We start from the raw sequence: 21,576 nt of genomic DNA, 5'->3' as shown, positions 1-21,576 counted from the left end.
TTTAGCTAGCTCCGCCTGAAAACTTAAATACAACCGCCTGCTGCGTTTTATAAATGGCCTGCAAGGCCGCTTTAAGCTGATGCCTTTCAATAGAAGACAAATCACTTACCCGCACAAAATTGTTATCGACCTTGTTGGTGAGCTGATGACGCCACCTTAAACGATTCATAAACAACCATATATCGCGAAGGTTGTTTCTGTCTTTAAGCGTTAAGTCGGAGTTGTGCGGTAAATTATGTAGTCTAGCCACCGTGCCAGGCAAAGAAAGCCCGCTCGCTAAAGCGTAAAGTCTCACCACGTTATTAATAATTAGAACGGCCGATTTTTTGATATCAATGGCGTCTTTATGCTCATAGTCTTTTGCATAGATGAACTTTTGAAACATTGATAGCGGCACGCTTGCCTCATGCGCATTTCGCGCTAAAGCAGCCAAGAATGATGACTCTTTAAATAAATCTTGGCGATATTTTTGCAACTCAGTAAACAAGTCCATATCACCTGCAACTGCTCGCGCATCCAAATAAATATTGAAGTCTAATATTGCCTCGTTGGTTGGATTATCCACCCAGTTTTTTGATTCAAGCTTAGCCGCTTTCAGTGAAACGCGAAGTGCAGGATTGCTGGCCATTATATTACCGTCGCAAAGTTTAATACCGCATTCACCAAGCGCGTTACATACATAATCTGCTAAACGAGAGAAATACAGGGCTTGCGCCTCGCTAGGCTCACCTTCCAATAATAAGGCATTGTCTTGATCAGAGCCCATTGTTTGATCCTCTCTGGCCTGTGACCCAAATACTAACCATGTAAATGGCATTGTAGCGTAACCAATTTCTTGTTCAAAAAAGCTAATGAGTTTGCGGGTAATAATATCGGTGGCTTGTGCAAGTATCTTCCCAGCAATGTCATAGTCGCCCGCTTTAGTTGCCGACTTAGCAATGTACTGGGGTACTTGCAGGGCTATCTTTACTAAGGCCTCTTTATTGTTAGCTTTGGTTAAATCACGAATAACAAACAACACGCTGGCCCTTTGCTGTTTGGAAATATCGGTGTTTGTAATTATGGAGTACGGCTGCTTTGTGTGCATCTAAAACAGGTAAATGATGAATACTTTGTTCATTCATGATGCATATCGCATCAAATATAGTCTCATTTCTAGTTAAAAACACGGGCTGTTTAGTCATTACCTCACTCACCGGCGTAGACAAGGAAATACCTGAGGCAACGACTCTGCTTCTCAGGTCGCGATCGGTCAATATGCCCACCAGCACTTTTTCGCGGTGCACTTCGTTGCTCATGACTAACACCGACGACACTCTGCGTTCGTTCATTTGAACCGCCGCATGCTTTACGGTATCAGTAGGCAATACACAAAGCGGTATATTATCAACCACCTCATCTAAACGCTTATGCAACCACATGGAATTAGAATCACTGACCGCTTGATTCTGCAAAGCGTCGGCATTAAGAGCGTTGAAGAACCCTTTAAAGGCCCGCGTTTTAAGCCCTTTGCTAAAGTTAGCCGCGCTGACACACTGAACTATTCCGGGGCTGTCCACTTCAACGCTGAGACCATAGTCAATATTGTCGATTAAATTGGAAAAGCCAAAATAATCGCCGTCACTTAAGTGCCTAATAGGTGAAGAGGCGACCTTAATCGAAAATTGCCCGCTTTGAATCAAAAATAAAGCGCCACGATGCTTCCCTAATAAAGACTCTTTGTTTTGGGTGGTTAAGTAAATTAGATGACTCGTGCTGGCTATGTCACGTAAAGTACTAATATCAAGCTTATCGAAGGGGCTTTGCTGTTGTAAAAAACTTAAGGTTTGCTGCGAACTGTGGTTTGTGTTGGGCGGATGATCTGTTGTCTTACTCATAGTCCCTCCTTGTTAAGCGTCACTTAAGTGTATGCGCAATGTTAACAGCAAAGCTTTACCAAGCTTGTAAAATAATACCTTAGTCGTACCACCTTGGTATCAAAACGGTTTATGATAGAGTACAAGTTGTTACTTATTTGTTAGGAAGTTTACATGTCTTTTGCTTGGCTAGCCTTGGCTATAGCGTATTTAATGCTGCTATTTTGGGTCGCAAAATGGGGCGATACAAACTCACCCGCGGCGCGCTGGTTAACCTCTCACCCTCTAGTTTACTGCCTTGCATTAGGTATTTATTGCACCGCGTGGACTTTTTTTGGGGCAGTTGGCCAATCAAGTAAGCAGCAATGGATGTACCTGCCCATTTTACTGGGTCCTGCTATTGTATATTTGGTCTTCTATCGCTTCATTTACAAGCTTACGCACGTGAGTAAAAAACAGCATATAAGTACTATTGCCGACTTTATAAGCTCTCGCTACGGCAAACGTCAGGTGATTGCATTGCTGGTCACGATTATTGCACTGTTAGCCGCTATTCCTTACATCGCGCTGCAACTTCAGGCAATAGGCTCTACCTTTAGGTTAATCACAAAGCAAGAAGACACCGCCTTGATGATTATTTTATCGACTTCTTTCATTGCTGTTTTTGCCATGTATTTTGGCACACGCAACACCGACGTAACACAGTATAGAAGAGGACTAATATTAGCCATATCCTTTGAATCATGCTTCAAATTGTTCGCGCTTGTGTTGATTGCCATCGTTGGCTACAGCTATTGGGAAAGCACGTCTGGCGAAACGCTATTGCACGAATATACGCAGCCAAATGCCCTGCGTGCGTTCGCATCATTCGACTTTTGGATGCAAACATTGATGGCGGCCGCGGCGGTTATTTGTTTGCCTCGGCAGTTTCACGTAGCGGTTATCGATAATTTAAAAATAAGCCATTTGCGCACAGCCCGATGGTTTTTTCCTGCTTATTTAGTCTTAATAGCCTTGACCATTCCGGTAATTGCCGCAGCAGGTAAAGCAATTTTTGCTGAGCAAGGCTTAGGCGGCGACAATTACGTAATGGGAATTGCAATGGTGTCAGATTCTATCTTATTACAAGTAATTGTATTTTTAGGCGGTTTGTCAGCTGCGACCGCGATGATTATAGTCGCCACACTTACCCTTAGCACTATGATAACCAACGATTTGGTGCTACCTAAATTGATGGACAAGGAGACCTATGCTGGCGTGAACCGCGTGAAGAGAATCAAAAGTATAAGGCGCTTTATTATTTTTGGTATTTTATGCCTTGCATTTGTCTATCAACAGTATATGGCAAACCAAGCATCGCTTGCCTCTATAGGCTTACTTGCTTTTTCACTGGTCATTCAGCTATTGCCGGCTATTGTAGGCGGCTTATACTGGCACCGGGCACATGCCCATGGTGTATATGCGGGACTAATTGCAGGATTCTTAGTATGGCTTATGTTTCTTTTTATTCCCTTGTTGACTCCGAATGGATCTGACTATCTTTCTGGTTATCAAACCCACTTATTGAGCCAAGGTGCCCTGTATAGCTTGTTAACCAATATTATATTTTTTATTGGTTTTTCTCTTTTTGCAAAACCAAGCCTTAATGATCGCATTCAAGCCAAACTATTCGTTGAGCCCTCTAGTTTAGGCAATCAATATAGCGAAAATAAAATAGTTGAAGTCAGTGTCGCTGACTTAAAAACCTTAATTGCCCGATTTACAGGCAAAAGACGATGTGAGCAGTTATTTGAAGCATATGAGCGACAGTCATTAAATAAATCAGGCTTACACAACAAAGTAGATGAAGCACTGCTTGCGTTTTGCGAACGTGCACTTGGCGGCGCGGTAGGCTCTTCTAGCGCTAGGGCATTAATAGAAAGCTTAGTGCGCGGCAAATCACTCGATATTACAGACGTCGTCAATTTTTTTGATGACACCGCTCAAGCCATGCAATTTAATATGAGTGCCCTGCTTGCGTCTCTTGAAAATATTGATCAAGGCATAAGTGTCATAGACAAAAACCTTAAGTTAATTGCGTGGAATAAACGCTATACTAATTTATTTAATTATCCAGATCATCTTATGAACATTGGCACTCCAATTGAGCTACTAGTGCGTCACAACAGACTTCGAGCGAACTTCGATTCAAGCGATATTGAAGCACAGATTGACAGCCGAATGCGCTTATTGCGAGATGCCGCACCGCATAAATTTAGGCGTACTCAAGACAACGGTCATGTCATTGAGATGGTGGGTAATCCGCTGCCGGGCGGCGGCTTCGTTATTAGCTATCATGACATAACGGGATACATTGAAACGCAAGAGGCCTTAAAAAAATCAAATGTCAATTTGGCTGCACGCGTGGAAAAAAGAACCGAAGAAGTGCATTCTATTAATGCTGAACTACGCTTAGAAATAGAAAGACGTAATCATTTAGAAAAAAGCTTAATTCGCGCAAAAAAAGAAGCCGAAGATGCTAACGAAAGTAAAACCCGCTTTCTAGCCTTAGCCAGTCATGACGTTTTACAGCCCTTAAATGCAGCAAAGTTATATTTGGCTGCGCTACAAGAAAACAAATTTGACAATGATACAGGTGATATCTTAGCAAAGCTCAATGACTCTGTCGTATCAAGTGAGACCATTATAAGTACCATACTGGACATATCACGGTTTGATCAGGGGCAGTTAAAACCCTTTATAGAAACCGTCGATATTGCGGCAACCATTACGCCTATTATTAACGAAATGAGTATGAAAGCAAAAGAAAAAGGATTAGAGCTCAGGTATAAAGCGGTTGAATGCTGGGTGAGCGCTGACAAAACCTCTCTTTACCGAATTATTCAAAACCTTGTCTCAAATGCAGTGAAGTACACTCAAAAAGGCAAAGTATTACTGACCGTAAGAAAACGGGGAAGCAAAGTCCTTATTCAAGTGCGTGACACCGGCATCGGCATATCAAAACTTCAGCAAGCGGCTATTTTTGGCGATTTTTACAGAGTAGAAAATACGCAAGAGCAGGGGATGGGCCTGGGCTTGAGCGTAGTAAAAAGATTAAGCCAACAGCTTAAATGCAGTATTCGCGTAGACTCTAAAGTGAAAGTAGGTTCGTGCTTTAGTATTGAGTTTGCCAGTGTTGCGCCCCCTGAAGAACGAAAGGTAATGCCAAGCCCGATTAATTCTATTTTTAGCAAGCTAAGAATACTGTGTATTGACGATCAGCAAGAAAACCTTGATGCCATGAAAACAGTTCTGGAGAAATGGGGGATTGAAGTAGGCCTTGCGCAGTCTTACAAAGAATCTATTGAGGTCGCAAATACCCTTAAGCCGCATATTTTGCTGGTAGATTATCAGTTAGGCAAAGGCGCTGATGGCTTAGAAATAATAGATTTGTTGCGTACGCAGCTTAATATGATTATGCCTGCATGTTTAGTGACTGCGCAAAAGAGTGATGACTTGCTCAAGCTTTGCAGCGATCAGGGAGTAAACTACTTATCGAAGCCACTGAAACCCGCAAAACTACGAGCGCTTATTCAAAGCATGGCGAAATTTATACAAAACGTGGATGTTACCCAGGAGTGACATTTTTAATACTCGTTTACGGGCGGCTCTAACTGCAGCCCTGTTGCAATTAATACCCCTTGAGTGCGATTGTTTATACCTAGCTTACGGAAAATGACGGTGACGTGGGCTTTTACAGTCGCCTCAGCAATACCTAAGTTGTAGCCAATTTGCTTATTGAGCAGCCCGTCTTTCATGTAACACAGCACTTTGTATTGCGACGGCGTGAGACTGGCTACATCTTCAGCAAGTTTACTGAAGTTTTTGTCTACGTCTTTTATTTTCAGGCGCACAGACTCTGGCAGCCATACATCACCTTCAAGCATTGTGCTTATTGCCTCATTTATGCTGCTAGCGCTAGCCGTTTTAGGGATAAAACCAATTGCGCCTAAGGCTATAATTTTAGAGATGAGGCTGGCATCTTCAGTGCCCGATATAACCGCTATAGGCAAATCTGAAAATTGCTTTTGAATATGTAAAAATCCAAATAAATCGCTGCTGCCTGGCATATGTAAATCTAATAAAAGCAGGTCTACCTCATTTTCTTGCAATGTAGATACGGTGCTGTTTACATCGTTAGTTTCTAAAATGTTAAGGTCGGTAAAGGACAGGTTTAAAGCGCCTTTTAAGGCGTCTCTGTATAACGGGTGATCGTCTGCAATTAGGAGGGTGATCATAAGGCTTCCGTGTTTGTTAATCTACTTCAAGTAGTTTAACAATTTATTAACCAATCGCAACGACTGAATGAATAAAATAGTGAGGTAAACGTGCGTTCACCTCACTTCACGGCCTTTGTGACTAATTATCGGTTAAGTCGTTTGTCTATCAAGGAATCAACGACGCTAGGATCAGCTAGGGTAGATGTATCGCCTAGTTGATCATGCTCATTTGCTGCAATTTTTCGTAAAATACGCCGCATAATTTTACCTGAACGCGTTTTCGGTAGGCCTGTTGTCCATTGAATTAAGTCAGGCGTTGCAATAGGCGACAGTTCTTTTCTGACCCACTTTTTCACATCAGCGGTTAATTCGTCGGTAATTACGGTGCCTTCAATTGGGGATATATACACGTATATGCCTTGGCCCTTAATATCATGCGGGAAACCGACTACCGCCGCTTCTGCGATATTCTTATGCGACACCAATGCGCTTTCAATTTCAGCGGTACCTAGGCGATGACCCGACACATTCAGTACATCATCCACACGCCCTGTTATCCAATAATAACCGTCTTCGTCTCTGCGCGCGCCATCGCCCGTAAAGTATACGTTCGGGTATGCGCTAAAGTAGGTTTCAATAAAGCGTTTGTGATCGCCATAAACCGTTCTGGCTTGACTTGGCCAGCTGTCTTTTATGATTAAATTACCCTCTCCAATACCTTGGATTTCATTACCTTCGGGGTCAACTAGCGCTGGCTGTACACCAAAGAATGGGCGTGTTGCTGAACCAGGCTTTAACATTGTTGATGTTGGCATTGGGAAAATCATCATGCCCCCAGTTTCAGTTTGCCACCACGAATCTACTATTGGGCAGCGCTCTTCACCAATAAGCTTGTAGTACCATTCCCACGCTTCTGGATTAATAGGCTCGCCTACCGAACCAAGAATACGCAGCGACGATAAATCACAGCCTTCTACTGGCTTTTCACCATGGGCCATCAGTGCCCGAATTGCGGTTGGCGCTGTGTAAAGGCTGTTCACTTTATATTTTTCAACGATTTGGGCAATGCGACGTACGTCTGGATACGTGGGTACGCCTTCAAAGAATACCTGCGAAGCGCCATTTGCCAAAGGACCATACGCCATATAACTATGACCTGTGATCCAGCCTACGTCGGCAGTACACCAATAAATGTCGTTGGGCTTATAATCAAAAGCATAGCGAAACGTTAGTGATGTGTATAACAAGTAACCGCCTGTGGTGTGCAAAACACCTTTAGGTTGACCTGTAGAACCCGATGTATATAAAATAAATAGCGGGTCTTCAGCGTTCATGACTTCTGGCTCGCACTGCGCGCTACAGTCATCCACTAATTCATGCCACCAAACGTCAATGTTATTATTAAAAGAGACGTCGCCACCGGTAAGCTGAAGCGTTAACACTGCGCTTATCGAGGGGCAAGCGCCATTTGCAATGGCTTCGTCTACGTTTGATTTCAGCACAACGCAGCGCCCTGCTCTGCGCCCTTCATCGGCGGTTATGACTACTTTAGCTTGGCTGTTATTAATTCTGTCAGCGATTGCATTTGGCGAAAAACCACCAAAGATAACAGAATGAACTGCGCCTATTCTGGCACATGCTAGCATGGCGTAAGCAGCGTGAGGCGTCATGGGCATATAAATCGCAACACTGTCACCTTTTTCAACGCCTAACTTTTTAAGACCGTTGGCAAGCTTACACACTTCATAGTGAAGCTGTTGATAAGTGATTTGTTCTGAACTGTCTGGTGAGTCGCCTTCCCAAAAGATGGCCACTTTTTTAGCCTTATCTTTTAAATGCCTGTCTATACAGTTGTAGCTTGCGTTAAGCTGGCCATCTTCAAACCATTTAATCTGGCAGCTGTCGGAGGAGAAGTTGGTATTTTTAATGATTGTGGGGGTTTTAATCCAATCAAGCTCATCAAGATGTGAAGCCCAAAATGCATCAGGGTCACTCACCGAAGCTGCATACATTTCTTTATAATCGGCGTCGCTGAAATGCGGGCCTTGGGTTAAAGAAGCGGGTACTGGGTATTGTTTAACACTCATGGTTTTGTCTCCGTTGATCGGGTAATAAGTCCTTGCTTACAATAGTCTAATTCGTGTATATAAAAATAGTACTTTGGTAGTAATTGTTAAGACGTCAGACCAATGTAAGGCTCGTACTTTTTTCGATTGGCGCTTGTATTGTTGATAGCGAGTACCTAATAAAAAAGGGCGCACAAGCACCCTTTTTTCTACACTAGGTAGGACAAAACGAACATCGTTTTACATTACTTACCGTGTGCTTTAGCCATAAACTCGTCGAGTTCACCACAGTCGTTGGTCATTAAACTTACCACTATAGTGACCACAACAGCAAGCGGCATAGAGTAAAGCGCTGGGTTAATAAGTACGTCTAAGCCTATTATTGAATCGACACCGAAGAAGCGGGCGAATGTAAATAATAAAGACGTAACCAAACCTGTTGCCATACCAATAATAACTGCTTGACTAGTAAGCTTGCGCCACCATACGGCAAATACTAAAGCTGGTGCAAAGGTACTAGCGGCTATACCAAAACACATACCTACAAGCATTGCTACGTTTTGGTCTTTAAGCCAAACAGACATGCCAATAGCAATTAGGGCTAAACAACCAGCGCCTATTTTAGCAAAACGTAGCTGCTGTTCGTCAGTACTGTCAGGCCTCAAAATACCTTTATACAAATCATGTGAAAGACTTGTGGTAGCTGAAATTAGCAGGCCAGCAGAAGTAGACAGCATCGCCGCCATAGCACCTGCCGCAATAACACCCAAAAGCACTTGTCCGCCCATCATGTCGCCTAACATAGGCATGGTCATGTTGGTAGCAACGCCGCGCTTACCTTCTGCAAGTAAAGCAACTAACTGAGGATAAAGACCGTACATAGCGATTAAGCCAACAAAGAAAACCGCCGCGTAGAAAATCGCTAAACCCCATATAGTAATTTCAGCTGATTTACGCGCTTCTTTTGCACTTGAAACCGTGTAAAAGCGGATTAGGATGTGTGGTAAACCTAGCACACCAAAGAACAACGCAATAACCAAACTTGCATTATCAGCAAGGCTTCTCAAGCCAACACCAGGCGTTACTGCGCTAGCGGCGGCGGGCATTAATTCGCGTACTGCCGTTATTGCTTCACCAGGAGCAGCATTTGCCATACTGGCAGTAAGCGCGACTGCTTCAGGGTTAGCCGCTGCTAACAAAGGGGGCACCATTTCATTGGCCGCTGTAATAACACCAACAGGGTTACCAGCAAATATTGAAACAATACCAAACACTAACAAGAATAATAACGCGCCGAACAAGATCGCACCTTGAATCGCTTGGTTATAAGACGTACCTTTCATACCGCCTAAAATAACAAATACACCCATTAGCGTACCAGTAACCATCACCGTTGGTAAGTAGCTCCAGCCCAACAATAGACCAAACAAATGACCAGCACCTACAATTTGTGGAATTAAGTACATAACACACAGCGCTAAAGTAGACACCATGGCGATAGTACGAATACCTTTCTCTTTACCTTTAAAACGGGCATTGAGTAAGTCGGCAACCGTATACTTTCCCACGTTTTTGAGCGGGCTAGCGATAAGCAACAAAACAACAATCCAAGCGGCAAAGAAACCCAGTGCAAGCCACCAGCCGTCTACGCCCATAAGCGCAACCGCACCTGCCACACCTAAAAAACTAGCAGCACTTGCGTAATCTCCCAGCATAGCCCAGCCGTTTACGCGAGGTGAAATACCGCCACCCGCCACATAAAAGTTAGCAGTTGAACTGGTAGAACGACGATGGTAAAAACTGATAAAAAGTGACAGCGCAATACCTAACATTACAATGCTTAACGCAACTATATTTTCCATTATTTAGAATCCTCTTCACTCATCTTTTTGAGGTATAAACGGGTAATAATTACGCCCGTTACAATGATCAGCAAACCACCCCAAATAGCTAAAGGTAATCCTGCAATTGGTATTGCCGCGATGTCTTTAAATGCTGCAGACGTCATTAACGCAACACCAAAATATAGAACCGTATAAATTGATAACGCAATGGCTGCAAACTTAGTTTTACTATCCATAATGAAGCCCCCGTAGGTTTTTAAAAGTTTTATTTGACATATTATTCCTCAATATTTTTTTATAAATGGAACCGGACATGTATATTTTTAAAATCTGCTGTAACGGTGTGCCCATTCGACTACAGCAGATTATTTTTTTGATTCATTCAGTTATTAGCAACACAGCTTCATATCTTAATGTGTCTTAAACGTTAATTTTGTAAATAATGTGTTATCTAAAAATAACAAGAAACTAGCATTTATAACAATAAAGAATCGCACATTGCCACTAAAGTCTGATGATAATGGCTATGCTCTAATAAGGTAAGCATAAGGCCCGTCTTCACCAGAACACTCGCTATTAAAATGCATACTTCATTGAAAACTGAAGGCGGTTCATATCACCGTCAGCGCCTGACTCTATCTCACGTTTAGCCAATGCGTACTCAGCGCCAACGGTTATTTTAGCTGTTGGCTGATAGAATAAATTCAAGCGCATGCTTTGAGTCTTAGCTGTGACACTTTCTCCTGTTAACACCACGTTGTTGTCGGCGCTAAACGCTGAGTAAATAATGTTAGATCTGAATTCATCATTCCAAACATGGCGATAAGCAACAGCAAATGCACTTGAATCAATGGTTTCTATTTCTCCATTTGCGGTTAATACACCGCCGTTGGCTGCATTTATTGCCGAGTAGCGGCCTAAACCGGCGCCGCTGTTAACCGAAATACGGATGTCGTTTTGCGCGCCAACACCTATTTTACTGGTGACACTAAGACCATAAGAGGCTTGTGTAGTGTCAATGTCAGCGCCATTGTCATAGGCCAACTGACGCGCTAAACCAGCTACTTTCACATAACCCCAGTCAGCGGTATGAGTATATCTGACCACAAAATCAGGAATGGCGCCGTCATCGGCCACAATACGACCACCGCCGCCAAAGGGCGTGATTGTACTTTCAGAGTTTTCTACTGCAAAATCCCAGCTTCCAGCAGTATACCTAAGCTGTGTTTGACGATTGAATATTGTGCCGTCAGTGCTACCGATAAAATCGACAGACTCTGGTAGCGCGCCGGTGTCCATAAAGGTTGACCATGTTTGGCCTACTAAAAAGCCTTTATACTTAATAAACGCGTGTCTTATCCGTGGAACATAAGAATTGCTAACGCGCTCGTCCCCACCACCCGTTGCTAACATGTCAAATTCTAAAACACCTGTTATAGAATCACCTTCGTCGGTAGGCGTGTTAGTGGTGAAGCGAAAACGACTCTGTCTGATATGCGCATCAAACTGTGTGCTTTCCTTATCTTTGCCCACTGGTGTAAGCGAAGGTATATAAAAATCTCTGCCAAGGTTGCCTGAACCAAGCGACCCGTCTGAATAATTACTGAATATAGCATCGGCTTTTATATAACCGCTAAACTTAACGCTAGTATCGCCCAAAGTCGCGCTTGCTGCACTTGCAGTGCTACAAAGGCCTAAAGTACCTAGCGCAATTAAAGTGGCAGAACATAATTTTGTTAATTTCATTATAAGATCCCGTAGTTTGTTAACATTGTGTACATATTTAATTAACACGGAGTATTCACGATAATCAGCCTAGTTGAAATACGCCAATGGTCTGTAAGACTGAAGTCGTACTTGCGACTTTTAAAATATGAGATTACCGGCTAGTTCGAAAAAACCTTGCTTAGCTTTCATTATTTTCTACTTGTATTTTAAAATAATTAATATTCTGACTTGCAAATATACATGCAAATGAGTACTATTCTCGTTTACAAAAATGACTCTCCCACGTATTACGCCACCGACAAGGATCAAAATGAAACGAACTACACTTGCCAAGGCAGTTATTGCAGCATTAATCTCGCCGTTGTCAGTATCAGCGATAGCTGACGATACACTCGCCCTTGAAAGCAATATTGAACAGATAAAGATTATAGGCAGCAAGTCCCAAGCTAGAAAAATTGCTGGTTCTAGCGCGTATATCGACCAAGCCCAAATAACGGTAGAAGCCTCTACCGACATTAATCAGTTAATGAAAACCATTCCTGGTGTTTACATTAGAGAAGAGGATGGAGAAGGTCTGCGTCCAAATATTGGGATCCGCGCTGCTTCTGCAGGTCGTGTTAGTAAAGTAACCCTGTTAGAAGATGGCGTAATGATGGCACCTGCGCCCTACTCGAATCCCGCAGCTTACTATTTCCCTACCGCGTTTCGTATTTCAGCTATAGAGGTATTAAAAGGCGCGCCTCTCCTGCGCTATGGGCCACAAACCACAGGCGGGGTTATAAACCTTGTTTCTACGCCAGTACCGGTAAAATTCGGCGGCGAAGTGTTAACGCAGTTTGGTGAAAACAGTAGCCGAGATATTCATGCCTTTGTTGGTGGCACAAACGGTCAGTTTGGTGCACTAATAGAAACGGTTCAGCGTAGCAGCGATGGCTTCAAAAACATTGATCGCTCACAGCGCGATGCTGGCTTCAATATTGAAGACTATGTAGCAAAACTCGAGTGGACCGGCGATCAAAGCAGTCTTTTGGCCAAAATACAGTATTCTGAAGAAACAAGTAATGAGACCTATTTAGGCCTAGCGGATGTTGACTTTTTCCAAGATAAGAACAGACGCTATGGGCTATCAGAAATTGACCGTATGGACAATTCACACAACAGCTACACCTTGAACTACAACTACGACATAAACAATGAGATAAGTATAAACGTGCTTGGTTATTACAACGAGTTTTCACGCAACTGGTTTAAATTAGACGGCGGTAACAATTACGTTAATGCCGCTAATAGCGGCGACGCTGAAGCACTTGCAATTTTGCGCGGTGAGCTTGATGAAACGGGACTAAACTACAAAAACAATAATCGAAAATATGAATCAAAAGGGATCGAGTTTAACGTTCGGTGGTCATTAGATGCACACGATATTGAATTTGGTATTCGCGATCATAGCGACGACATGGACCGCTTTCAGCCTGTCGATATTTATGATCAAATAAACGGCAGCCTCCTTTTTACGGGTACAAAAGCACCCACAGGCAGCAATAATCGACTTGAGGGTGCCGATGCAACCAGCTTTTGGATAACTGATCGCTGGCAAGTAACGCAAGCATTAAACCTTAACCTAATGTTACGCTACGAAGACGTTGAGTCATTTCGCAATCAATTTGCAGATGTTGAGCGTACAGCTATCGCCAGCACTCGTGCAAATAGTACGGATGAATGGCTACCGGGAGTGTCATTTACCTATGACATAAACAATGAATGGCAAGTCCTTGGCGGTATGCACAAAGGCTTCTCTCCATTAGGCGGCGGCGCTAAAGCTAACCAAGAGCCAGAAACCAGCAATAACTTCGAAGTGGGTGCACGCTATAACGCAAATGCCTTATTTGCCGAGGCAATTATCTTTTACAGTGATTTTAGTGACACTACCCAAATTTGCTCAATCGCCAACCCCTGCGACAATGGCGCAGACTCAGGCTCATATGTGCTAGGCGAATCGCTTGTATCAGGCATTGAGTTTCATGTAAGTAACTCTTTTACATATGAAAGCTTTTTAATTCCCGTAGACTTTGCCTATACCTATACCAAAGGCGAAATAAGCAATGATAATACAACAGCAGGCTTATTTGATGGCGATGAACTAAGAGATATTCCGCAAAACGTGTTTAGCCTTAGGTTAGGTCTTGATAACAATGAAGGTTGGGCAAATTACGTTGTGGCAAAATATATGGATGAAATGTGTGTATCTGTAGGCTGCAACCGTGGCAACAGTGAATTTGACAAAACAGAGTCCTTATTTGTAACTGATTTTATAAGTCGCTTTGACGTAAATAATGACATGACTGTTTTTCTTAAAATACAAAACTTGTTTGACGAGCAGAACATCGTTGCCCGTTCACCACACGGTGCTCGCCCAAATAAACCACAAACAGCTTCTATTGGTTTAGAGTATTCGTTTTAAGTTAACAGGAATATAGCCAGCAATGGCACTATGAAGAACACGCCCGCAATATAGGCGATACCATAGGCCTTTTGCTCGGCTACTCTCAAAGAAAGCTGATACGACAAGTTAGGCGGCCATTCTCGCCAAAAACTCACGCCATATATTAGCAATACCGCCATTGAATTGTACACAAAATGCACAAAGGCAATTTGCAATGCCAAGTTGGCATTTGGGCCGGTTATAGACAGCGCAGCCACTACCGCAGTGATACAAGTGCCAATGTTAGCGCCAAGTGTAAAAGGGTAAATAGAGCGCGCTGTCACAATCCCATTGCCTACTAGGGGCACCATTAGTGACGTGGTGGTAGAGCTTGACTGCACTAATACTGTTACCAAGGTACCCGAAGCTATGCCTGATATAGCGCCTCGGCCTAAGCTATTTTGTAACATCTGCCGCGCGCGGCCAACCATAAGTGACTTCATTATTCTGCCCATCCATGTAATGGATAAAATAATCAGTACCATGCCAATAGCGATGCGGGCGGTGCCATCCCATAGGGGTGACAAACTTTCGGTGAGTGCTTTAACGGTGTCTATTATGGGTGAGGTAATTAATTTTATAGGATTAAAACCGCCTATATCAGTGGGCGAGCCAAAGGTGACAAAGGAGACTAAAAATGCGCTAGTTTTTTCGAGTAAGCCAAACAATATCTCAATGGGTAAAAAGATAAGCACCGCAAAAATATTGAAGAAATCGTGAATAGTCGCCGCGTTAAAGGCTCTTTGAAACTCTTGCTTGTTGCCAATGTGGCCTAGGCTAACAATTGTATTAGTGATGCTGGTACCAATATTAGCGCCCATCATCATAGGAATAGCGATAGTAATAGGCAGTCCACCCGCCACCATAGCCACAATTATAGAAGAAACAGTGCTTGAAGACTGCAGTAGCGCGGTGCACACCATGCCAATAATCAAGCCCAGTATTGGGTTTGAGGCATATTCAAATAAGGTGCTGGCATGCTCTTGAGTGGCCACCTTAAAGCCGCCACCAATAAGACCAACCGCGGTAAGCATCGCAAATATGAGCGCAATTAAGCAAAGCCAGCGAATAAACTTCGGCCAGCTTTGTAAGTTGTTCAAAACCTTTGAAGGCTCAATATGCGAAATAACCTCTTTTACATTGGCAATTTTGCTTTGATTCTGCTTTGAACTATTAGGCGATGAAGGCATAAATATAACTCAATAAGTTAACGGCACTATAAACACCTCACGGTTGTACAGCACTTTTGTGAAGCTTTTATTAAACTTTGAATAATTTCGCTAACTATACGCAAAAAGGCAAATAAAAAATACAAAGCGAGTCGCTTAGGTATGACTCGGCTCGACTCGTTATTTCACCTAATATCCGTTATTGCGTTAAAATGGCGCTGGAAACTGCTTGAATACAAGCGCAGTCTCTTTTAAGCATTCTTCGGGCAGTGTAATCTCAAATGCCGCAAGGTTTTCACGTAGTTGAGGCATAGTCGTCGCGCCAATAATGGTGGAGGTCACGCCGTCAATTTGATCAACCCATGCAAGCGCCAGTTGGCTTGGTGTTATATTATATTTTATAGCAATGTCACAGTATGCTTTTGTAGCGCCCTGGCTTTGTAAATTATCGCGAAATAAACCATTGCGCTGCAGCATCGTCCAGCGGCTGCCTTTAGGGCGCGCGCCGTTTGCATACTTGCCTGACAGCATCCCACTAGCTAGCGGTGACCATGGCAAGTACGCGATATTCTCAAACACGCACGATTCGATCAAATAGGGCCAATCTTTAGCGTGTAATAAACTAAATTCATTTTGAATAGACACAGGCTTGGGAATATTCATTTCTGCGCACAAGCGCAAGTAAGTGAGAATACCCCAAGGCGTATCATCTGAAAGCGCCCAGTGACGAATTTTCCCACTGTCGATGGCTTTTTTGATACCGCTTAAAATGTCACGCATACCTTCAATTTCTTCAGCCACATCGGTTGTTGAGGGTTTGAGTTTATTTGGCCAATGATTAGCAAAGTGCGGATGACTGCGATTAGGCCAATGCAGTTGGTACACATCTATGTAATCACTTTGTAGGCGAGCCAGTGAATCATCAATAGCAATGGCTATGCTGCTGCTTGCTATTGGGCTGCCGTCTCGCACATAGCTAAAGCCTGCGCCCACAATTTTCGTGGCAATAATGAGGTCTTCACGTTTTTGCTTGTTGCGTGATAACCAATGACCAATGTGCTGTTCAGTTTTACCATGGGTCGCTTGGGTAGGAGGTATTGGGTACATTTCGGCGGTGTCAATAAAATTGACGCCCGCGTCAAGAGAATATGCTAGTTGGCTGTCGGCTTCTGCTTGAGTATTTTGAATCCCCCAGGTCATCGTTCCCAAACATGCTCTTGAAACTGATAAACCTGAATTTCCTAGTGGTGAATATCGCATCGCTTTCCTACTAATATTTGAAAAATAAAATGTTGAGCATGCTAATACTCATCGGTGGTTAGTTACGTACTTGCCTAGATTTAGGAACGTATTTTTTACATTAAATGCCATTTGCTCTTCTGTGTAGTAAGCGTAGGCACAAAGCCACGCTTCTATAAAAACTATTTTGCCAAAACTTTAAGATGCGCAACCACACTTCGGCCCAGTGCGCTTAGGGCATAGCCGCCTTCTAACACTGACACAATATGACCATTACAGTGCTTATCTGCTACCATTTTTATTTGCTCTGTTAACCAGACATAGTCACCTTCAACTAAACGTAAGTAGCCCATTTCATCTTCAGCATGACCGTCGAAACCGGCTGATATGAAAATAAGTTCGGGTTTGAATTTATCTAAAGCCTCAAACCAGTGTGCTACTAGCAAGCGATAATCTTCACCGCCGGTGCCTGCTGCAATAGGCACGTTTAATATGGTATCACGCGTAGGACCGTCGCCGCTAAAAGGATAAAAAGGATGCTGAAAAGAAGAACAAAACATAATTCGTTCGTCAGATTCCACAATATTTTGAGTACCATCGCCATGGTGCACATCGAAGTCGATAATCGCGACACGCTTAAGACCCATTACATCGAGCGCATATTTTGCACCCACTGACACGTTGTTAAATATGCAAAACCCTGATGAATTAGAATACCCTGCATGATGTCCAGGCGGCCGTACCGAGCAAAAAGCGCTTCTCGTTTTACCCGCTAAAATTAAATCTACAGCGTCTTTTACCGCGCCTGCGCTGTGTAAAACCGCATCTAGACTTTTTGACATCAGCGAGGTGTCATCATCAATAAACACTCGCTCTCCTTCTTGCGTGGGTGCGCTGCTAATAACGCGGTCAACAAAGTCATTATCGTGAGCCAGCTTCAAGGTAGCGATATCTATTTTATGCGAATTCGCGAAATGAACCACATATTCAAGACCCGAGGCAATAAGCTGATCGTTAATCTGATGCAAGCGCGCAGATTGCTCAGGATGATCGTTACCCATGTTGTGTAGATTACATTTTGGACTGCCAATAATAGTGACGGTCATTGCACAGTTCCTTTTTCTGCGTTCTGGATTTCATCACCCATCGCTGGACTGTATAGATGGCGTACTAGTTCGATTTCCCCGGGATCGGCATTAAACACGCGTTTAAAACCAAAGTGTTCAAATACAAAAATCATTGCTTTGTTTTCGCTTTTAACCATGGCAAACATTTTTTTCAAACCCCGAGCGCTGGCAATGTATATCATTTCTTGCAGTAAGCGCTTCGCCATTCCTTTTCCCTGATTGGTCTCTCGTGTCACAAAAGCCACTTCACACGATTTTTCGGGATATAAGTAGTAGCGCCCAACGGCTTCAATTCGGGTTCTAGAACCTTCTTGCTGCACAATGGTTAGAGCAATATCTTTTGATTGATCCACACTGACTAAATCGCAGGACTTTTCGCGCGTCATGTTTTGAGGAATATAATTATACCTCAACCTTAAGGTTTCTTTAGTATGTGAATAGAAGAACTCTTGCAGGCGTCTTTCATCGGAAGGGTTAAGCGGACGCAGGTAGAATTTTTCAGCGTCAATAATAATCGGCTGAAGCTGCATGTCACCAAACTCTGGCACGTCAGTTGGGAAATGTTTTTGATAATCAGGCACCCATAAATGGCGTCTAATCTGCTGTAACAAGCCTTCACGAAAACTAGGATGCGCAACCCGAATGAGCTCTAGAGCTCGCTCGCGGACGCTTTTTCCACGCAGGCTTGCCACACCAAATTCCGTTACCACATAGTGCACATCACCGCGAGAAGTCACCACACCTGCGCCTTCACTAATGTTTGCCACAATTCTAGATATTGTGCCGTTTTTAGCCGTGGAGGGCAATGCAATGATAGGTTTACCGCCTATGCTTTTAGACGCGCCCTCTACAAAGTCGACCTGCCCACCAATACCGCTGTGAAACTGATAGCCGATAGAGTCGGCTACTACCTGCCCGCTTAAGTCCACTTCAATGGCGCTGTTAATAGACACCATATCTTTATTTTTAGCAATATTCGCTGGTTTATTAATATAGGAAGATGGATAAAATTCAACATGAGGATTGTTATGCACAAAGCGATAAAGCTTGTCGCTGCCCACACAAAAGCTAGTGACGGTTTTACCCGGGTGAAAGGTTTTTTCGCGATTGTTAATGACCCCTTTTTGCATAAGTTCGGCTATGCCGTCGCTTATCATTTCACTATGTACGCCTAGATTTTTATGGGTATGCAAATAGCGCGTCACAGCATCGGGAATTTTGCCTACACCGAGCTGAATGGTAGCGCCATCGCTGACCAACATTGCTACATATTGAGCAATCCGGTCGCTGATTTTTGAGCCTTCAACCACCGTCATTTCCGGTATGTCTTGGGCATGCTCAATACAAGCTGAAAATTCACTTATATGTAAAAACGAATGCCCTGCGGTACGCGGCATCTTAGGGTTAATTTGTGCAATAATATACTTTGAATTACGCGCTGCCGACATCACAATATCGACCGACACCCCAAGTGAACAATAACCTAGTGAGTCCGGTGGCGATACCATAATTAAGGCGACGTCTAGGGGCAGAGTACTATCGCTAAATAAGGTCGAGATCCTGGAAAAAGAGCAAGGCGTGTAGTCGGCTCGACCTTCATCTACAGCTTGGCGAACCGCATCTCCATGAATAAAAAAGGTGTTCACTTTAAATCTATTCTTGTACTCAGGCAGCGCCCATTTGTTCTTTCCAAATGTGGCAATGTGGATTAATTCCAGATCTTCTATTTTTTTGCCATCGGTAATTAAACTATCGATTAAGGCGTTAGGGACAGCAGCATTTGAACCAATAAACACGCGATTACCCGATTTCAACACGGTATGCCATTCAATCGCGTTGTTAAACTGTGATTTAACCATTTGCATGCAAACACTCCTTTATATTTTATGAATTTTAAATATTTATACGCCAGTATTATGGCTATTGGGGTATTTGTAAATAATACTAAGGTAGCCGATGTTTATTTCCTGCTGTTTGCTTTTTGCTGTAATATTACAGTTATAACATAACTATAATAGGCACAGCATGAAAATCCTCGTTCGCAATTTAGCGCGTACTACTACGCAAGAAGAAATATCGGTATTATTTACGGCCCAAGGTGAGGTGACCGAGTGCACCTTAGTGCTTGATCAAAAAACAGGGGAGTCAAAAGGGTTTGCGTTTATCGAAATGCCTAATGAAGAGCAAGCACATGCGGCGATTGCCACTTTGCATCATGCTAATATAGCGAATAATAAAATTAGAGTGAAGGCGGCTGACTAAGCACTTTGGCTACTAACAACTTTTTTTGCCTAAGATTTTGTACATTTTAGGCTCTGCTCACAGTTCGCTTAGCAGGGCGAACGCTACTTTTTCTTTCTCAACAAATTTACGCCACTGGCGCGCTGCTGCCCGGCTGCTGTTAAACTCCTCGGCCTTGGCAAGTTCATTTAAAGCATTTACAAAATCTTGTGTGGCATATAACGATAGGCCGAGCACCATATGAGTATCGCCAGGTCTGTCTAAGCTGCCTTTTGTAAGCGCATTATTTGCTGTGTCTATCGCTTTTTCAAAATTGTCTAAATTGTAATACAGCAGCGCTAACTGGGCGTCGAGTTTGCCGTCGGTCGACAAGGCCGCCGCTTCTATCATAACCGGCACTGCCTTTTCATCTTCTTGCGCCGACTGCCAAGCCTGAGCTAAAAACGTCAAGTTACGCAAGTTTTCATCTAGTAAGCCTGTTTTTATAGCGTGGTCCATCAGCTTAGCCCCTTTATAAGGCACACCATGATAGTAGTAAAGCTGCGCCAAATTAAAGGTGTCTGAAGCCGAGTTAATGAAGCCTCTGTGATAGGCAATTTCCATCGTAGCGAACTGCTTCTCTTCTTGTTCTAATTCGCCGTACATACCGGCAAGCTGAATCCAATACTTGGGTTGTTCATATAAACGAATTAATTTGATTATGATATCTTTTACTTTTTCAGGCGCCTGCATTTCAAAGTAAATAGCGCGCTGCAGCACTAGCCAGTTTTCATCCGGCAGAAAACCTTCGTCTTCGTGCCCTTTAATGGCGCTTTCAATATAATATGCGGCTTCTTCATAGGCCTTGTTTTGGTATAAAGCCTGTGCTTTCAAAATGTAGTTTTGGGGGGGGATAAGGCCATGGTTAAGTGACTCCCACCTTTTTAGGTAAGTAATAACATCACTAAATTGGCTCTGCGCCATACTGAGTTGCGCTAAACTGTATAGCGCGGTTTGCTCAAAACTAATGGGAATGGGCGATTGCGCCACCGCTTCTTTGAAAGAGGCTATAGTGCGTTGAATATCGTCTTGTGAATAATAGATAAAACCATAAAAATTGTGCATGGTTGCACGCTCTATGCTGTTCATGCTAAATGATTTTTCTTTTACAGCGTCAAGTACCGCTAAGGCGCCGGATATGTCACCTTCATCGGCTATTTTTTGAGCGCGCGCAAGCTGCTCATACACGGTAGATCTTAGAGCGGGGACTGTGCGCGTTTCTCGCTCGCTAGCGGATGCGTCCGTTTGCCCCATTGCGCCAGTTGATGAAGAACCGCTGATTTGGCCAGATGCATAAACAACAGGCACAACCATAAACACGCCAGTGATAACCGTAAAGCCTAAGACACTAAGTGTGCACACATTGAATGCTAGGGCGTTAAAGCGCGCTTTGAAGGATTGACATCGCAGCATAATAGTTTTTGCTGTTAATTCTACTGCGCTGATGCAGCGTAAGCAGAATTCTCGCGTCTTTTTTGGTACATTCACGCTAAGTGATTGATAAAATCTCATCGTCATCTAATGTC

15 protein-coding genes are annotated in these 21,576 nt (G+C 43.3%); 3 read left to right on the top strand and 12 right to left on the bottom strand.

What is annotated here, in order from left to right:
- Nucleotide 1: 1 nt before the first annotated feature.
- Together BAE46_RS15135 and BAE46_RS15130 are read right to left on the bottom strand one after the other, a co-directional pair.
- Entirely contained in the window at nucleotides 2-1,021 is a 1,020-nt protein-coding gene (locus tag BAE46_RS15135) for a DUF294 nucleotidyltransferase-like domain-containing protein (RefSeq protein ID WP_342341488.1), read from the bottom strand.
- The gene (locus tag BAE46_RS15130; RefSeq protein ID WP_342341487.1) at nucleotides 1,002-1,877 is read right to left on the bottom strand and encodes a CBS domain-containing protein; all 876 of its coding nucleotides are present in this window, start codon (nucleotides 1,875-1,877) and stop codon (nucleotides 1,002-1,004) included. Before BAE46_RS15130 ends, BAE46_RS15135 begins: the two co-directional genes overlap by 20 nt.
- Nucleotides 1,878-2,030: 153 nt before the next feature.
- On the opposite strand from BAE46_RS15130, the gene BAE46_RS11320 reads away from it, so the two are divergent.
- Nucleotides 2,031-5,477: a PAS domain-containing hybrid sensor histidine kinase/response regulator gene (locus BAE46_RS11320; RefSeq protein ID WP_006002937.1), complete on the top strand. Its 3,447-nt coding sequence runs from the start codon at nucleotides 2,031-2,033 to the stop codon at nucleotides 5,475-5,477.
- Between the two features lie 5 nt (nucleotides 5,478-5,482).
- Here BAE46_RS11320 and BAE46_RS11315 read toward each other — a convergent pair whose 3' ends face one another.
- From BAE46_RS11315 to BAE46_RS11295, 5 genes are all read right to left on the bottom strand, one after another.
- Nucleotides 5,483-6,133: a response regulator transcription factor gene (locus BAE46_RS11315; protein WP_006002939.1), complete on the bottom strand. Its 651-nt coding sequence runs from the start codon at nucleotides 6,131-6,133 to the stop codon at nucleotides 5,483-5,485.
- Nucleotides 6,134-6,258: 125 nt separating this feature from the next.
- Nucleotides 6,259-8,202: an acetate--CoA ligase gene (acs, locus tag BAE46_RS11310; RefSeq protein WP_070112862.1), complete on the bottom strand. Its 1,944-nt coding sequence runs from the start codon at nucleotides 8,200-8,202 to the stop codon at nucleotides 6,259-6,261.
- Between the two features lie 224 nt (nucleotides 8,203-8,426).
- Nucleotides 8,427-10,043, bottom strand: a complete 1,617-nt coding sequence (locus tag BAE46_RS11305; protein WP_006002943.1) for a sodium/solute symporter — start codon at nucleotides 10,041-10,043, stop codon at nucleotides 8,427-8,429.
- On the bottom strand, nucleotides 10,043-10,261 hold the full coding sequence (locus BAE46_RS11300) for a DUF485 domain-containing protein (RefSeq protein ID WP_070112860.1): 219 nt from the start codon (nucleotides 10,259-10,261) through the stop codon (nucleotides 10,043-10,045). The genes BAE46_RS11305 and BAE46_RS11300 overlap by 1 nt, the downstream gene beginning before the upstream one ends.
- 340 nt (nucleotides 10,262-10,601) lie before the next feature.
- A complete protein-coding gene (locus BAE46_RS11295) occupies nucleotides 10,602-11,771 on the bottom strand; it encodes a DcaP family trimeric outer membrane transporter (RefSeq protein WP_006002947.1) in 1,170 nt (389 codons plus the stop codon).
- 292 nt (nucleotides 11,772-12,063) lie between these two features.
- On the opposite strand from BAE46_RS11295, the gene BAE46_RS11290 reads away from it, so the two are divergent.
- Entirely contained in the window at nucleotides 12,064-14,214 is a 2,151-nt protein-coding gene (locus tag BAE46_RS11290) for a TonB-dependent receptor family protein (RefSeq protein ID WP_070112857.1), read from the top strand.
- Here BAE46_RS11290 and BAE46_RS11285 read toward each other — a convergent pair.
- From BAE46_RS11285 to BAE46_RS11270, 4 genes are all read right to left on the bottom strand, one after another.
- Entirely contained in the window at nucleotides 14,211-15,425 is a 1,215-nt protein-coding gene (locus BAE46_RS11285; RefSeq protein WP_006002951.1) for a Na/Pi symporter, read from the bottom strand. The genes BAE46_RS11290 and BAE46_RS11285 overlap by 4 nt on opposite strands.
- A gap of 186 nt (nucleotides 15,426-15,611) precedes the next feature.
- Nucleotides 15,612-16,664 carry an aldo/keto reductase gene (locus tag BAE46_RS11280; protein WP_070112855.1) on the bottom strand — a complete coding sequence of 351 codons (1,053 nt, stop codon included), beginning with the start codon at nucleotides 16,662-16,664 and terminating at the stop codon, nucleotides 15,612-15,614.
- A gap of 161 nt (nucleotides 16,665-16,825) precedes the next feature.
- On the bottom strand, nucleotides 16,826-17,749 hold the full coding sequence (locus tag BAE46_RS11275) for a histone deacetylase family protein (RefSeq protein ID WP_070112853.1): 924 nt from the start codon (nucleotides 17,747-17,749) through the stop codon (nucleotides 16,826-16,828).
- The gene (locus BAE46_RS11270; RefSeq protein WP_006002954.1) at nucleotides 17,746-19,635 is read right to left on the bottom strand and encodes a bifunctional acetyl-CoA hydrolase/transferase family protein/GNAT family N-acetyltransferase; all 1,890 of its coding nucleotides are present in this window, start codon (nucleotides 19,633-19,635) and stop codon (nucleotides 17,746-17,748) included. Before BAE46_RS11270 ends, BAE46_RS11275 begins: the two co-directional genes overlap by 4 nt.
- Nucleotides 19,636-19,795: 160 nt before the next feature.
- On the opposite strand from BAE46_RS11270, the gene BAE46_RS11265 reads away from it, so the two are divergent.
- Complete coding sequence (locus tag BAE46_RS11265; RefSeq protein WP_006002956.1) at nucleotides 19,796-20,032, top strand: RNA recognition motif domain-containing protein; 237 nt, start codon at nucleotides 19,796-19,798, stop codon at nucleotides 20,030-20,032.
- Nucleotides 20,033-20,089: 57 nt separating this feature from the next.
- On the opposite strand, the gene BAE46_RS11260 is transcribed toward BAE46_RS11265, so the two are convergent.
- Nucleotides 20,090-21,568, bottom strand: a complete 1,479-nt coding sequence (locus BAE46_RS11260) for a tetratricopeptide repeat protein (protein WP_083256867.1) — start codon at nucleotides 21,566-21,568, stop codon at nucleotides 20,090-20,092.
- Nucleotides 21,569-21,576: the final 8 nt, after the last annotated feature.

The organism is Glaciecola punicea (assembly GCF_001756615.1).
Lineage (GTDB): Bacteria > Pseudomonadota > Gammaproteobacteria > Enterobacterales > Alteromonadaceae > Glaciecola > Glaciecola punicea.
The sequence above is the reverse complement of the archived record's forward strand: the minus strand, read 5'-3'. Positions and strand labels throughout refer to the sequence as shown.